Annotated in this window: 18 protein-coding genes; 12 read left to right on the top strand and 6 right to left on the bottom strand. The window is 69.7% G+C overall.

The genetic code is table 11. The annotated features are described in order from the left end of the window. The first annotated feature begins 17 nt into the window (after nucleotides 1–17). The 7 genes from gcvT to HNR10_RS08520 all read left to right on the top strand — a co-directional run bounded on the left by gcvT (nucleotide 18) and on the right by HNR10_RS08520 (nucleotide 7,646). Complete coding sequence (gene gcvT / locus HNR10_RS08490; RefSeq protein WP_179822220.1) at nucleotides 18–1,133, top strand: glycine cleavage system aminomethyltransferase GcvT; 1,116 nt, start codon at nucleotides 18–20, stop codon at nucleotides 1,131–1,133. Nucleotides 1,134–1,289: 156 nt separating this feature from the next. After that, nucleotides 1,290–1,670, top strand: a complete 381-nt coding sequence (gene gcvH / locus HNR10_RS08495) for a glycine cleavage system protein GcvH (protein ID WP_053615019.1) — start codon at nucleotides 1,290–1,292, stop codon at nucleotides 1,668–1,670. 6 nt (nucleotides 1,671–1,676) lie between these two features. Beyond that, nucleotides 1,677–2,945: a serine hydroxymethyltransferase gene (locus HNR10_RS08500; RefSeq protein WP_179822221.1), complete on the top strand. Its 1,269-nt coding sequence runs from the start codon at nucleotides 1,677–1,679 to the stop codon at nucleotides 2,943–2,945. Between the two features lie 76 nt (nucleotides 2,946–3,021). Next, nucleotides 3,022–4,434: an L-serine ammonia-lyase gene (locus HNR10_RS08505; RefSeq protein ID WP_179822223.1), complete on the top strand. Its 1,413-nt coding sequence runs from the start codon at nucleotides 3,022–3,024 to the stop codon at nucleotides 4,432–4,434. Between the two features lie 272 nt (nucleotides 4,435–4,706). Then, nucleotides 4,707–5,357, top strand: coding sequence for a hypothetical protein (locus HNR10_RS08510; protein ID WP_179822225.1), 651 nt, complete (start codon nucleotides 4,707–4,709; stop codon nucleotides 5,355–5,357). Nucleotides 5,358–5,367: 10 nt separating this feature from the next. Beyond that, nucleotides 5,368–7,011, top strand: a complete 1,644-nt coding sequence (locus tag HNR10_RS31160) for an N-6 DNA methylase (protein ID WP_179822227.1) — start codon at nucleotides 5,368–5,370, stop codon at nucleotides 7,009–7,011. Beyond that, on the top strand, nucleotides 6,996–7,646 hold the full coding sequence (locus HNR10_RS08520; protein WP_179822229.1) for a restriction endonuclease subunit S: 651 nt from the start codon (nucleotides 6,996–6,998) through the stop codon (nucleotides 7,644–7,646). The genes HNR10_RS31160 and HNR10_RS08520 overlap by 16 nt, the downstream gene beginning before the upstream one ends. A gap of 87 nt (nucleotides 7,647–7,733) precedes the next feature. On the opposite strand, the gene HNR10_RS08525 is transcribed toward HNR10_RS08520, so the two are convergent. Continuing rightward, complete coding sequence (locus HNR10_RS08525) at nucleotides 7,734–8,192, bottom strand: hypothetical protein (RefSeq protein WP_179822231.1); 459 nt, start codon at nucleotides 8,190–8,192, stop codon at nucleotides 7,734–7,736. Nucleotides 8,193–8,304: 112 nt separating this feature from the next. Next, complete coding sequence (locus HNR10_RS08530; protein ID WP_179822232.1) at nucleotides 8,305–8,568, bottom strand: hypothetical protein; 264 nt, start codon at nucleotides 8,566–8,568, stop codon at nucleotides 8,305–8,307. A 62-nt stretch (nucleotides 8,569–8,630) separates the two neighbouring features. Between HNR10_RS08530 and HNR10_RS08535 the strand changes: the two genes are divergently transcribed. Beyond that, complete coding sequence (locus HNR10_RS08535; RefSeq protein WP_179822234.1) at nucleotides 8,631–9,005, top strand: hypothetical protein; 375 nt, start codon at nucleotides 8,631–8,633, stop codon at nucleotides 9,003–9,005. 116 nt (nucleotides 9,006–9,121) lie between these two features. Here the strand turns inward: HNR10_RS08535 and HNR10_RS08540 are convergent, their stop codons facing one another. Further along, nucleotides 9,122–10,027: an aldo/keto reductase gene (locus HNR10_RS08540; protein WP_179822236.1), complete on the bottom strand. Its 906-nt coding sequence runs from the start codon at nucleotides 10,025–10,027 to the stop codon at nucleotides 9,122–9,124. Between the two features lie 92 nt (nucleotides 10,028–10,119). On the opposite strand from HNR10_RS08540, the gene HNR10_RS08545 reads away from it, so the two are divergent. Then, nucleotides 10,120–10,785, top strand: a complete 666-nt coding sequence (locus tag HNR10_RS08545) for a helix-turn-helix domain-containing protein (RefSeq protein ID WP_179822238.1) — start codon at nucleotides 10,120–10,122, stop codon at nucleotides 10,783–10,785. A gap of 14 nt (nucleotides 10,786–10,799) precedes the next feature. Here HNR10_RS08545 and HNR10_RS08550 read toward each other — a convergent pair whose 3' ends face one another. Together HNR10_RS08550 and HNR10_RS08555 are read right to left on the bottom strand one after the other, a co-directional pair. After that, nucleotides 10,800–11,189: a hypothetical protein gene (locus HNR10_RS08550; RefSeq protein WP_179822240.1), complete on the bottom strand. Its 390-nt coding sequence runs from the start codon at nucleotides 11,187–11,189 to the stop codon at nucleotides 10,800–10,802. Between the two features lie 87 nt (nucleotides 11,190–11,276). Beyond that, nucleotides 11,277–11,831, bottom strand: coding sequence for an ATP-binding protein (locus tag HNR10_RS08555; RefSeq protein WP_179822241.1), 555 nt, complete (start codon nucleotides 11,829–11,831; stop codon nucleotides 11,277–11,279). 217 nt (nucleotides 11,832–12,048) lie between these two features. Between HNR10_RS08555 and HNR10_RS08560 the strand changes: the two genes are divergently transcribed. From HNR10_RS08560 to HNR10_RS08570, 3 genes are read left to right on the top strand one after another with little or no spacing between them, the layout of a single operon-like run. Further along, nucleotides 12,049–12,906, top strand: a complete 858-nt coding sequence (locus HNR10_RS08560; protein ID WP_179822243.1) for a helix-turn-helix domain-containing protein — start codon at nucleotides 12,049–12,051, stop codon at nucleotides 12,904–12,906. Further along, nucleotides 12,903–13,214, top strand: a complete 312-nt coding sequence (locus HNR10_RS08565; protein ID WP_179822244.1) for a DUF397 domain-containing protein — start codon at nucleotides 12,903–12,905, stop codon at nucleotides 13,212–13,214. The genes HNR10_RS08560 and HNR10_RS08565 overlap by 4 nt, the downstream gene beginning before the upstream one ends. A 20-nt stretch (nucleotides 13,215–13,234) precedes the next feature. Continuing rightward, nucleotides 13,235–13,900, top strand: a complete 666-nt coding sequence (locus HNR10_RS08570) for a hypothetical protein (RefSeq protein ID WP_179822245.1) — start codon at nucleotides 13,235–13,237, stop codon at nucleotides 13,898–13,900. An 11-nt stretch (nucleotides 13,901–13,911) separates the two neighbouring features. Here the strand turns inward: HNR10_RS08570 and HNR10_RS08575 are convergent, their stop codons facing one another. Then, complete coding sequence (locus tag HNR10_RS08575; protein ID WP_218897667.1) at nucleotides 13,912–14,316, bottom strand: VOC family protein; 405 nt, start codon at nucleotides 14,314–14,316, stop codon at nucleotides 13,912–13,914. Nucleotides 14,317–14,410 lie beyond the last annotated feature (94 nt).

Below are 14,410 nucleotides of genomic sequence, written 5' to 3' on the forward strand. Positions count from 1 at the left end.
TCCTCTCGGGAGTGCCCATGTCAGAGCCCGCCTCAGTTCCGCGTGCCACCGCACTGCGCGAGATCCACGAGAAGGCCGGCGCCACCCTGGTCGACTTCGCCGGGTGGCTCATGCCGCTGCGCTACGGCAGCGAGACCGCCGAGCACAAGGCGGTCCGCGAGGCCGCCGGCCTCTTCGACCTCTCCCACATGGGCGAGATCCGTCTGAGCGGCCCCCAGGCCGCCGAGGCCCTCGACCACGCGCTGGTCGGCCACCTGTCCAAGGTCAAGGTGGGCCGCGCCCGCTACACCATGATCACCGACGCCGACGGCGGCGTCCTGGACGACCTCATCGTCTACCGGCTCGGCGAGCGGGAGTACCTGGTCGTCGCCAACGCCGCCAACGCGCCCGTCGTGTCCGCCGCTCTCGCCGAGAGGGCCCGGGGCTTCGACGTCGAGGTGAGCGACGAGTCCGCGGACTACGCGCTCATCGCGATCCAGGGCCCGCGCGCCGTCGAGATCCTGGCGCCGCTGACCGACGCCAACCTCGACGACATCCGCTACTACGCGGGCTACGAGCACACCGTCGCCGGGCAGCCCGTCCTGCTCGCCCGTACCGGCTACACCGGCGAGGACGGCTTCGAGATCTTCGTCCGCCCCGCCGCCGAGGCCCCCCGTGTCTGGGAGGCGCTCATGGCGGCCGGCGCCGACCACGGGCTCGTGCCCGCCGGGCTCTCCGCCCGCGACACCCTCCGCATGGAGGCCGGCATGCCCCTGTACGGCCAGGAGCTCACCGCCGAACTCACCCCCTTCGACGCCGGCCTGGGCCGCGTGGTGAAGTTCGACAAGGACGGTGACTTCGTCGGCCGCGACGCGCTGGAGAAGGCCTCGCGCACCGCGCGCGCACGGCGTCTCATCGGCCTGGTCGCCCAGGGCCGCCGCCCGCTGCGCAGGGGCCAGGAGGTCCAGCGCGACGGCGTCACCGTCGGCACCATCACCAGCGGCGCGCCCTCCCCGACCCTGGGCCGCCCCATCGCCATGGCCTACGTGGACGGCGACCTCGACACCGCGACCGGCACGTTCACCGTGGACGTGCGGGGCCGGGGCGAGGCCGTCGACGTGGTCGAGCTGCCGTTCTACCAGCGGCAGTCGTAGGACTGGGGCCTTCACACCCCGAAGGCCTGTCCGCCCCGCCCGGTGGGATCCCCGCACAGGGACCTGCACGGACGAGGCGGCACCAGGCGTAGGCCGGGCCGGGCCGCCCCAGCGGGCGCGCGGCAGGAATATGGAACACCTCCAAGGAGAGTTGAAGTGAGCGTTCCCACGGAGCTGGGTTACACCGCCAAACACGAGTGGGTCGTGGTGAAGGACGGGATCGCCACGGTCGGGATCACCGCGTTCGCCGCCGAGTCGCTCGGCGACATCGTCTACGTCGAGCTGCCCGAGGCGGGCACCGAGGTGACCGCCGGGCAGACCTGCGGCGAAGTCGAGTCCACCAAGTCCGTCAGTGACGTCTACTCGCCGGTCTCCGGCGAGGTCGTCGAGGTCAACGGCGCACTGGAGGACGCGCCGGAGACCATCAACACCGCCCCCTTCGAGGACGGGTGGCTCTTCCGGGCCCGGCTCTCCGAGGAGCCCACGGGACTGCTCTCCGCCGAGGAGTACACCAAGCTGACCGAAGGCGAGGAGTAGGCCGAGATGGCTACCGACAACACGCTCGACCAGACACTGAGCGAACTGGACCCCGAGGTGTCGGCCGCGGTGAACGCCGAACTGGCGCGCCAACGCGACACCCTGGAAATGATCGCCTCCGAGAACTTCGCCCCCCAGGCCGTCCTGGAGGCCCAGGGCACCGTCCTGACCAACAAATACGCCGAGGGCTACCCCGGCCGCCGCTACTACGGCGGCTGCGAGCACGTCGACGTCGTCGAACAGCTCGCCATCGACCGCGCCAAGGCCCTCTTCGGCGCCGAGCACGCCAACGTCCAACCGCACTCGGGCGCCCAGGCCAACACCGCCGTGTACTTCGCGCTCCTCAAGCCGGGCGACACCATCCTGGGCCTGGACCTGGCCCACGGCGGCCACCTCACCCACGGCATGCGCATCAACTACTCCGGCAAGATCCTCAACGCCGTGGCCTACCACGTACGCGAGGAGGACGGCACCGTCGACTACGACGAGGTCGCCGCCCTGGCCAAGGAGCACCAGCCCAAGATGATCGTCGCGGGCTGGTCCGCCTACCCGCGTCAACTCGACTTCGAGCGCTTCCGCCAGATCGCCGACGAGACCGGCGCCCTGCTCATGGTCGACATGGCCCACTTCGCCGGCCTGGTCGCCGCCGGGCTGCACCCCAACCCGGTGCCGTTCGCCGACGTGGTCACCACCACCACCCACAAGACCCTGGGCGGACCCCGCGGCGGCATGATCCTGGCCAAGGCCGCCCTGGGCAAGAAGATCAACTCCGCGGTCTTCCCCGGCATGCAGGGCGGCCCGCTGGAACACGTCATCGCCGCCAAGGCCGTCTCGTTCAAGGTCGCCGCGAGCCAGGCCTTCGCCGAACGCCAGCGCCGCACCGTGGCCGGCGCCAAGCTCCTCGCCGAGCGCCTGACCCGCCCCGACATGAGCGAGGCCGGAGTGAAGGTCCTCTCCGGGGGCACCGACGTGCACCTGGTCCTGGTGGACCTGGTGGACTCCCCCCTCAACGGCCAGGAGGCCGAGGACCGCCTGCACTCGGTCGGCATCACGGTCAACCGCAACGCGGTGCCCAACGACCCGCGCCCGCCCATGGTCACCTCCGGGCTGCGCATCGGCACCCCGGCCCTGGCCACCCGCGGCTTCTCCGAGGACGACTTCACCGAGGTCTCCGACGTCATCGCCGAGGCGCTCAAGCCCGAGTTCGACGCCGAGGCGCTGAGCGCACGCGTGCGCGCGCTCGCCGCCAAGCACCCGCTCTACCCCAACCTGTAGAGCCCTGCTGTGCGGGGCCCCGTGCCCCGCACGGCAGTTCTGTACCAGGGCCCTGTACTCAACGAGGAGGACAGCCATGGCCATCAGCGTGTTCGACCTGTTCAAGATCGGGATCGGCCCGTCGAGTTCGCACACGGTCGGCCCGATGAAGGCCGCCCGGACCTTCGCGGGGCGCCTGCGCGAGGAAGGGCTCCTGGACGCCACCGCGCACGTGCGCGCGGAACTGTACGGTTCGCTGGCGCTCACCGGCAAGGGGCACGGCAGCGACACCGCGGTGATCCTCGGGCTGATGGGCCACACGCCCGAGCACGTGGACGTGGACGCGGTCCCCGGCCTGGTCCGGCGGGTGCGTGAGGAGCGCTCCCTGGAGCTGGGCGGGCCCGACGGCCCGAAGGTGGCCTTCGACCCGGCCGTGGACGTGGACTTCCGCCGCAAGGAGAGCCTGCCCGACCACCCCAACGGCATGCGCTTCGTGGCGCTGGACGCCGCGGGCGCGGAGCTGGCGGCCAAGGTGTACTACTCCGTCGGCGGCGGGTTCGTCGTGGACGAGCGGGCCGCGGGCGCCGACCGGATCAAGGCCGACGACACCGAGGTCCCCCACCCCTTCGCCAGCGCCGAGGAGCTGCTGGCGATCTGCGCGGACACGGGGATGTCCATCAGCGCCGTCATGCTCGCCAACGAGCAGGCCTTCGGCCGCACCCCCGACGAGATCCGGGCGGAACTGCTCACCATCTGGACCGCGATGCGCCAGTGCGTGCGCCGCGGGGTCATGACCGAGGGCAGCCTGCCCGGCGGGCTCAAGGTGCCGCGCCGCGCGCACCGGCTGTACCGCCAGCTCGGAGGGGCGTGCGACGAATCGGGGCTGCTGGCCCCCACCACCGCCGACCCGGACCCGATGCGGGGCAGCGACTGGATCACCCTGTACGCGCTGGCGGTCAACGAGGAGAACGCCGCGGGCGGCCGGGTGGTGACCGCGCCGACCAACGGAGCCGCGGGCATCGTCCCGGCGGTGCTGCACTACTACCTGCACTTCAGCCCGGGCGCCGGCGACGACGGGGTCGTGCGGTTCATGCTCACCGCGGCCGCGATCGGCCTGCTGTTCAAACAGAACGCGTCGATCTCGGGCGCGGAGGTGGGCTGCCAGGGCGAGGTGGGCTCGGCGTCCTCGATGGCCGCCGGCGGCCTGGCCGAGGTGCTGGGCGGCACACCGGCCCAGGTGGAGAACGCGGCGGAGATCGCGATGGAGCACAACCTGGGCCTGACCTGCGACCCGATCGGCGGCCTGGTGCAAGTGCCGTGCATCGAGCGCAACGCGCTGGCCTCGGTCAAGGCCATCAGCGCCGCCCGCATCGCCCTTCGCGGCGACGGCAGCCACTTCGTGTCGCTGGACAAGGTCATCCGGACCATGCGCGACACCGGCCGCGACATGATGGACAAGTACAAGGAGACCTCGCGCGGCGGCCTCGCCGTCAACGTCATCGAGTGCTGAGGGACCGCCTCCGGGCCTGTTAACAAAATCGCGCATTGGAGTGCGCTTGCACGACAGGGGCATCGTATGTACCGTTGGTGGTGAAAGACGGTGCGCGCGGCCGAGTTCGCGATGGGCCGGCCATCGGGGCGTGGGCAGTACCGCCCGGAAAAAGCCGTGCCCCGGGTGGCGTGCTGAGCAGAGGCGAACCCGGGGCTTACGGAGCCAACGATACCAAACGTCCTCGCCCCCTGTCCTCTCGCGCCCTCAGCCGAGATAGAACGAAGGTCATCGTGAGCAGCGGCATCCCGGAATGGATGGTCTCCGTGTACTCCTCGCCCCGCTTCGAGCCCTACCTCCGGCACAGCGGGGGCGATGTGGCCCGAGCCGTCAACCTGTACCACTGGAACGTCATGGTCTCCGCGGCCTTCTACGGTCCGCTCCACACGTTCGAACTGGCCCTGCGCAACTCCGTCCACGACCGCCTGAGCGCCCACTTCGGGCAGGAGGACTGGTGGAACAGGGCTCCGCTGGACAACGAGGGCCGGCGCCTCGTCCGCCAGGCACGGGCCCGGTGCCGCCGTTCGGCCACTCCGGACGACGTCGTCACCGAGCTGTCCCTTGGTTTCTGGTCCGCGCTGGTCGCTCGCAGGTACGACCGGGATCTGTGGGTTCCCGCCCTCCACCGCGCGTTCCCCGGCTACCGAGGGCCTCGCCGCACCCTCCAGGACCAGCTCTACTCCCTGCGGCTGCTGCGCAACCGCATCATGCACCACGAGCCGATCCACCACCGCCACCTGGAGGCGGACCACGCCAAGCTCTACCTCGTGCTCTCGTATGTCAACCCCGAGGCCGCCTCCGGCATCAAGCCCTTCGACCGCGTACCCGAAGTGCTCCTGGTCAAAGAGCAGGTGTGCCGGGGCGATCTCCCGCCGAGCTTCTGAGGAGGCCACTGTGACCAAGGACGGGCCAACCCTGGTCTCACGCGCGCAACTCGCCCGGTACGCCGGGGTCAGCCGCGCCGCGGTCACCAACTGGCGCAAGCGCGGACCCGACTTCCCCGAGCCCGCGGACGCGGAGAAGGAGCTGTTCGACCTCGACCAGGTCACCGATTGGTTGGCGGAGCGCACCATTCCCGCCGATGCCCGTCGGCCGGGCGAGGTGGCGGGTACGACCTACGCAGAACGAGTGCACGCTTCCCTGACCGCGCCGGATCCATCCCGAGTACCTGCACGCGTGCAGGTGAGGAGGACTACCCCCAGGGAACAGACCCTGGACCAGACCGCCTTCCGGATTCTGGACGACCTGCGCGGCCATGCCCCCTTCGACGCCAACCTCAAGTTCCTCCTCCGCCTCGTCCACATCTCCGTGGCGCGGGAGCAGGACTGGCGGGATCTCCTGCAGCAACCCACGTACTCCCACATGGCCACGTCCCTCATGTCCCTGCTTCCCGCGCGGAGGGACGGCTTGCCGGATCCGACGGAACTACCGCACGTTCTGCCCCGTGTCCTCAGGGAGGTCGAGACGCTGGTCTCCGGCCCAGACCGGAGGGAGCAGGCTGCTGCGGTCTTCGACCATGTACTCACCCGGCTGGCGGAGGCACAGGGCAAAGCCGGGCAGATGTGGCAGACCCCGGCATCCGTTGTGGAGATCGCCGTCCGTATGCTCGATCCACTAACGCCTCCCCATGCTGTCCACGACCCCTATTGCCGGACCGGTGAGTTCCTCATCGCCATGGAGCGGTGGCTTCGCACCAGCCAACCCACGTCACGACCCCTGTTCAGTGGAATCCCGGGTTCGGAAGAACTGTCGGACATGGCCGCGATGCGCCTTCGCGTCCACGGCGTGGAGGCCGAGCTGATGCCCGGCGTCGACCCGTTCGGCCTACGGCACCGGGGCCGGACCGATCTCGTGCTGGCCAACCCGCCGTTCAACATGCGTTGGGCGGCCGACGAGCATTTCGCCGACGACCCGCATCGCCTCCCCTACGGGCGGCCGCCCCTCTCGAACGCGAACTTCGTATGGCTGCAATCCGCCGTGGCAGCGCTCCGACCGGGTGGACGGGCCGCAGTCGTCATGGCGCCGATCGCCGCTTTCTCCTCCCACTCCGGGGAACGGGCCATCCGCACGGCCATGGTCGAGGATGGCGTGGTGGAGGCCGTGGTGTCACTGCCGGACCGGCTGTTCCAGAGCACGAGCATCCCCGTCGATATCTGGCTCCTGCGAAGACCGGCCGACAAGCCCTCCGAGATCCTCTTCGTTGACGCACGGAAGTCGGGGACGGTGTCCCGCACCGAACGCAGCCTCGCCCCCGGAGAGATCGACGACATCGTTTCCACCGTAACGGCCTGGCGCGGAGGCGCCCCCGCTTCGAGTATGGGCCGCGCCGTCGGTCTGGACGAGATCCGTGAGCGGGACCACTCCCTCCTCCCCACCGCCTATCTCACCCTCCCTGTTCCGACCGTCCATGTGGACGAGGAGAGGGAGAGATTCGAGGCCCTCACTCGTCGACTGCACCTGCTGGAGGATGCGCTGGCGGCCACCGATCAGCTTGTCCACAGCCTGATCGAGGAGACACGACGATGGAAGCGCCCCTGACCGATGCGGGTACCGGCGACCGAGTGGAACAGCCTCTGGGAGAGGTCTGTGAGGTGCAGGCCGGGGCCTCGGGAAGGGGCACCTCCTCCCAGGACCTCACCGACCGGGGGACACCCCTGGTACGGCCCCTCAACATCATCGAACTGCGCGTCTCGGAGCACGACCTGGTTCACGTCCCCAAGGAGAACGCCGAGCATCTCGGCGACCGGTACCGCCTGCAGGCGAACGACATCGTGACAGCACGAACCGGTACCCTCGGGAGATTCGCGCTGGTCGAGCAGAAGCAACAGGGATGGCTGATGAGCGGCCAACTACTGCGGCTCCGCCCTTCGGCCGAAGTCCACCCGTGGTATCTCCTGCACTACCTCAATCTGCTCCGGACCCGGTCCTGGATCGACGCGCACGCCTCCGGCAGTACCATTCCCTCGATCACACGGAAGACGATGGAGTCGCTTCCCGTGCTCCTTCCGCCTATGGACGTCCAGCGGAGCATCGGGCAGAAACTGAGGCTCCTGGACGCGCGGGTCCGATTGCAGTCCGAGGTCCTGGAGACCACACGGGAGCTTCGCGCTTCCCTTGCCGAACTGCTCTTCGCCGAGCGCGCACTACCCCCGAACGATTCCACCGGAATCTGAGGACGGGGTCGGCCCGATGAGGTCCCCAGGTGCCTCGCGCGGCGGCCTCGCCGTCAACGTCATCGAGTGCTGAGGCGGCGGGGCCACTCAGCGGAGTGATTCCTGTCCGGCCCCCCGTAGGCGCAGTCGCCGTTCGTCCACCACCACGTCCAGCAGGGCGAGTTCGACCACGTAGGCGACGTCCGCTTCCCATAGCCCGGCGTCGTTACGCCCTCGCCACCGCTTGAGCGGCCCCTTGTACCAGGTTCCCTCGTGGCGCGCCCAGCAGAGCTTGGTCCCTCGCGGCGCGTAGTCGGGAAAGCAGTGGATGCACGGAGGCCGGTCGTGCAGGACGCGCGCCAGGGGTACCACCTCGGGATCGTGTACTTCCAGTCCCATACGACCGGCCTTACGCTGACCCTCGACCAGGGCCTCGCACCGCCGTGTCCGGTGGAAGACCGTGCCGCCCGGTGTGATCGTCACCCGTTCCGACAGGCCGCTCGGCGCGGGACGGCAGAACCCGCACTCGCCGGGAAGCAGGTCGTGCAGACAGCGGTCGTCACCCATGAGCGGAGAATCACACGGCCGGGGCCCCATGACCAGAGACCTTGGACCCGAACCCGCGACGTCTCAGAGCGCGGCCACAGCGGGAGCGCGTCGGGCCAGCCGCCGCGAGGGGTCACTCGTCGCCGGCGGGGTCGCGGGGCACGAGCACGCTGAGGCGGTAGGTGGTGGGGTGGATCCCGCGCCCGCACAGGACGTCGATCCGCAGGTCCTCGTCCCGGACATGGGCCAGGTCCGCGCGCACCCGCCCGCGGCGCTCATGCCAGTCCGCCTCGTCGGTGGTCTCGAGGACCACCTCCCAGCGGCCCCCCTCCACCCGTCGCTCCCGCTCCGCCCTGCGGCGCGCCTCTCGTTCGCGTCTGCGTCTCTGCTTCGGCACGGGCCTCATCGTAGGCCGCTCCCCGCCGTATCGTGGGCGGGACGGCGGACTCGGGAGGTTCCATGGCGCGGTCCCGGCGCGGGCGGCGCGACCTCGGCCTGGTGGGGATCTTCGCCGCCGGCGTCCAGGTGTTCCGCTTCTATCCGGACGGAACCGTGCTGGACGTCCTGGTCAAACCGCCGCCGGACACGCGCGACGCCGCCGCGATCGAGCGCTGGCTGCGTCCGGGCGAGGCGCCGCGCGGCGTCCACACCACGCGCTACACCCGCCGGGGACACCGGATCTCCTTCACCACGCGCAGCCATCTCGGCGGTGCCCCGGTCTCCGTGAGCGGAACCTGGTCCAAGGGCGCCCTGAGGCTCACCCTGACCTGGGACGGGCGCACGGGCACCGAGACACCGTTCCGACGCCTGGACGACGGCGGTCCTGAGTCCTGACCCATGGGAACGGCGAAGATCCGGCACGCACGCGGAGCCCGCCCGGCAGTATGCCGCTGGCGGGACCGGGACCGGGACCGCCCCGTCCGCGGTCCCGCCCGCGGACGCGGACCTGGTCAGGCGCGCAGGCCGGCCAGGTCCTCCTCCGTGAGGTGCACGTCCGACGCGCCCATGTTCTCCTCCAGGTGGGCGGGTGTGCCGGTGCCCGGGATGGCGAGCATCTGCGGCGAAGTGGCCAGCAGCCAGGCCAGGGCGACCTGGACCGGCGTCGCCCCGTGCCGTTCGGCGACCTTGGCGATCCGCTCCGCGTCGATCGGCCGGTGGCCGCCGCCGAGGGGGAAGAACGGCACGAAGGCGGCTCCCGACTCCTCGCACAGTTCGAGCACGTCGGTGCCGTCCCGGTGGTGGACGTGGAAGTGGTTCTGCACCGCGGCGATCGGGGCGATGGCGGCGGCCTCGGCGAACTGGCCCGCCGTCACGTTGCTGACCCCCAGGTGCCGGATCAGTCCCTCCTCGCGCAGCTCCGCCAGAACGGCGAAGCGGTCGGCGATCGGCGCGTCGTCGGGCGCGCCCGCGCCGCCCACGCGCAGGTAGACCAGGTCGAGCCGGTCCAGTCCGAGCCGGCGCAGATCCTCCTCGACCAGCCCCCGAAGCTGCTCCGGGGTCGCCTCGAACGCCGGGAAGCCCGACTCGTCGCGCATCGGACCGACCTTGGTCGCGATGACCAGGTCGTCGGGGTAGGGCGACAGCGCCTCACGGATCAGTTCGTGCGCGTCGACCCCGCCCCGCCCGTAGAAGCCCGCCGTGTCGATGTGGTCCACGCCCAGTTCCACGGCGCGGCGCAGCACCGCGATCCCGGTCCGCGGGTCGCGCACGGGCCCGTCAAAGGTGCCGACCGGCAGGCGCATGGCCCCGAAGCCGAGTCGGCTCACCCGCAGGTCCCCGCCGAGCAGGAGGCTCCCGCCGGGTGCGGTGTCGGTCGCGTTCGACTCGTTGGTGTCGGTGGTGTCGTTCGTCGTCATGGCCCCAGCGTGCTCCGACCGACCGGGACCGGACAGCCGATGGCAGCTTGCTGCCATTTGCGCCCGGTACCCCGGTCGGCGACACTGACGGCGTGACGAGCGAACAGGTGATCAGGGTCCGCGACGAGACCGAACTCGCCACCCGGGCGGGCCACCTCTTCGCCGGGGTCGGTGCCGAGTTCGTGTGCGCCGCGAACCACCCCGACACCTGGTCGCGGCCGAACGTGCGCGCGTCCATCGGCGGTCGGATGCGCGACTCCCTCGCCGAGGGCGTCGTGATCCGCAAGCTCTACACCCCCACGGCCCTGGCCGACGAGCCGGGGCGCCGCCACCTGTTCGAGATGGCCGCCATGGGAGCCCAGGTGCGCGTCTGCGACGCACCCCTCCCCCACGAGACGATCATCATCGACCGGCGGGTGATGATCCTCGCCGATCCCGTCACGGCCCTCGAACGCGGATTCACCGTGACCACGTCGCCGGCCCTCATGGACGGCGTGTGCGCGCTGCTCGATGCCGTATGGGAGTCGGCCGAGACGCTGGACGCCTACCTGCGCCGCGACCGCCCCCACGTCGATGCCGGCCAGAAGGCCATCCTGCGTGCCCTCGCCGAGGGACTCACCGACGAGACCGCCGCGCGGCGCCTGGGGGTCTCCCTGCGCACCTATCGACGGCGGGTGGCCGAACTCCTGGCCCTGCTGGAGTCGGACTCACGGTTCCAGGCGGGCGCCCGCGCCGGGAAGCTCGGGCTCACCGGCTGACCTGCTGACCGGCCTCACGCATCCGCTCCTTGCCAGGTCAGGCTGAGGACCGGCGTACCGGGCTCCGGGCGCGCGAACCGGTCGGAGTGCGGCCACAGCAGGAGCAGGAGCGCGTCGACGTCGGCGGCCTCGTGCAGGCCGGTCGGGGCGGCGACCCAGAACGACTGCGTCGCCTCGCCCCACCAGATGACCAGGTGGCGGTGGCGGGCCTGGATCGCGGCGGCCTGTGCGTGCTCCCGGGCGAACTCCGTGCGGTGCCCGCCCAGGAGCGGGAGGCGCTGGGCGCGGCGGTCCCGGCAGGAGGCGTGATCGCAGCGGGGGCAGGAGGGGCCGATGAGCGCGTTCCTGCGCGGAAGAGTGCGTTCGCCGTCCGAGCGACGGGGCATGGGGATAGGGTTCGGCATCAGATCCTCTTTCCTTGATCTCTGTAGGGGTTTGTGGATTCAGGGCCCGGGGCGAGCGGTGGTGCGCTTCCCCGGGCCCGTCTCATGTCAGGCGTCGGTGGAGCCGGTCTCCCACTGGCTACCGGTCAGGTCGAAGGCCAGGCGGAACCAGACCGAGCGGAAATCGGCGCGACCGTTGTCGCCCCAGTCGGAGGCGAAGGCGTCGACCATGGCCAGCCCCCGACCGGATTCGGCCGCCAGCTTCAGGCCGTGCGGCGCGGGTTCCAGGTGGGTGTCGTCCCGACGTACGCCGCCCCGGTCGCGGCAGGTCAGGTGCAGACCGTCGCGGTGGCGGTGGACCAGGAGGGTGTAGCAGCCGCCGGGTTGACCGGAGAGGCTGTGCCGGATGGCGTTGTTGGCGAGTTCGCTGCCCAGCAGGGTGAAGAGGTAGCGGTAGTCGGTGGACCGGTTTGCGGCGCAGGTGTCGAGGAAGGCCCGGACGAGCGGCATGACGGCGGGGGTGCCGGAGAAGTCGTAGCGACGCAGCCGGTAGTTGGGCCGTTCGGGCCGACCGGAGAAGTAGTGGCGGTGCACCGGCCGGATGAAGCTGGTCAGCGGAACCGTGGCCTCACCCAGTTCGGGCATCGGGGCGATCGAGGGCATGACGGACTCACTCCTTGGCATGGCAGAGCACGAGCAGGGGTGGGGGACGCCCGTTGGCGAGGTTCACGGATCCCGTGACGAGAGGAACGGGCACGACGTAGCGTTCAGACCGAAGCGATGCTCTGTAATCGCTTGCTCACTCTCCAGCTTAGAATGAGACTCCCACAAGTCAAGCGGATTCAATGAGACTCCCATTTTGTCCGAATAGGATGCCCCCATGAGTCACCAGAGCCCCAACATCCGACGACGCCGCCTCGGCCATGTACTGCGTGGCCTGCGCGAGAAGTCCGGCCTCACCCTCGAAGCCGCCGCAAAAGGAGCACGGGTACCCAAATCCACCTTGGGACGCATGGAGACCGCAGAAGCACGGCGCCTACGCCGAACGGACCTGGACGCCATCGCCGACTTCTACGAGGTCGGCGCGGAAACACGCGAGGGCATGCACGAACTCGCCCAGCAGGCCAAGCAGAGCGGTTGGTGGTCCCAGTACAAGGACGTCTTCGGAGAACGAGCCCTGCCCGACTGGGAGGCCGAGGCTTCCAGAATCCGCACCTTCCAGGCACAACTGATCCCGGGCCTCTTCCAGACTCCTCGGTATGCGGCCGCGATCTTCAGGGGCGGAAGGGCGATCCCTGATGACGAAGTCTCACGGCCCGTGGAAGCCCGGATCAATCGGCAGAGCATTCTGAACCGGGTCAAGCCACCACGCATGACCGCAGTGATCGACGAGGCAGCTCTTCATCGTCTCGTCGGTGGGCTTGAAGTGATGCACGAACAACTTGAGCATCTTGGGCACCTCGCGGTGCGGCACAACATCGACGTCCAGGTCTTGCCCTACGAGGCGGGCGAGCACCTAGGGATGGAGGGAGCGTTCACCGTCCTCGACTTCCCAGAGCCCAAGGACACACCAATCGTGCACGTGGAGACCGCCACCACAAGTCTCTTCCTCGAACGCCCCGAGGAAGTCGAGGAGTATAACGTTGCCTTTGGCAACCTTCAGGGGATAGCGCTGTCTACGTCCCGATCGGCCAAGTTCATCAGCGATGTCGCCAAGTCACTGGAGAAGCGGACATGAGTCACCGGCTGGATTTTCGAAAGAGCAGCTACAGCGGCCGGGGCCAAGACTGCGTCGAGGTCGCCCAGATCCCCGCGACCTTCCGGAAGAGCAGCCACAGCGCGCAAGATGTCAACTGTGTGGAGGTAGCCCAGATCCCCGCGACCTTCCGCAAGAGCATTCACAGCGCCCAGGACCAGGACTGCGTCGAGGTGGGCGCTCTGCCCTGCGGCGCGGCGATCCGCGACTCCAAGCACCCCGGCGCCGGGCACCTCCCCTTCCCCGCCGCCGAGTGGGCCACCTTCCTCACCACCGCCCTCTCCGAGTAGCCCCTCACTCGAAGGCCCCCATGAACCTCAGGGAACACTACGAACAGCTCCATAGCGGCATCCGCCTGACCATCAAGGCCGCCGAGGACGCCTACCGGCTCCCCAAGCACCTCGACACCCTGCTCAAGGAATGGGCGATCGAGGAGTGGGAGGGTCTCCGGTCCAACATCGACTGGTGCGACAACCGCCTCGACGTGGTCGACGTCGTGCGCGGCCTGACCGCGTTCGGAACGTCTTACGTCGATCTACGCCGAGAACTCTTCTCCGACCTGCACCACTTCCGCGCCGAGCCGCCGTGGCGCGAGGTCGACAGCGGGCTCGCGGTGCGCCTGCCGATGCACCTGCTGCGCAAGCCCCATACCGAGTTCGCCCTGCGCTTCACCGGCCCCTCGGGGATGGACGTCCAGCGGGTGTGGACGTTCTTCGTGTTCGTCAGCGCGCTCAACGAGAACGACGAGTACCGCACGCGAACGCACGAGTTCGAGATCATCGAGGTCACTGACAACGCGGCCCGTGTCCCGGACTCCCTGAACGAACACGGCGACTGGATGGAACAGCTCTTCTACGGCCTCAGAACCCTCACGGGGAACCACTACTACCTACGTACCCTCGACAGCGAGATCGCCGAGGACGCCGAACAGCTCCTACGCCCTCAGGACGAGGACGAGGACGAGGGCCTGTTCTGACGGGACCGCCGTCAGGCGTTCGCACCGCCCATGTCCATGTGGATGAACTCCCACAGGTGGTCGTCCAGGTCGGCCACCGTGCGCGAGTACATGCCCGACTCGTCCATCGTGGCGATCGCCCGGCCCCCGGCCGCGGCCGCCGTCTCGGCCAGGGTGTCGGCCTCCTGCCTGCTGCCCACGGTCACCGCCGTGATCACCTCCGAACCGGCTGCGGCGGTGGACGGCGCCCCCTCGGGCAGGAAGCTCCGGAAGAAGGACTCCTCCAACAGCATGACGAAGGCGGCGTCGCTCACGATCATGCACAGGGCCTGCTCGTCGGAGAACTCCGGATTGAAGGAGAACCCGAGGGACGCCCAGAACGCGTGCGTGGCGCCGATGTCGCGCACGGGCAGATTCACGAAGGTCAGTCTCGTCATGGCGCCAACGTAACCCCGCCACCCTCTTCCGGCGGGTCCTCCCACACCGACTTTGCCAAGCCGGTCCGGTCGGGACCCGCCGGAACCGTTCCCG

Origin of the sequence: Nocardiopsis aegyptia, assembly GCF_013410755.1 — a bacterium.
GTDB classification, from domain to species: Bacteria; Actinomycetota; Actinomycetes; order Streptosporangiales; family Streptosporangiaceae; genus Nocardiopsis; species Nocardiopsis aegyptia.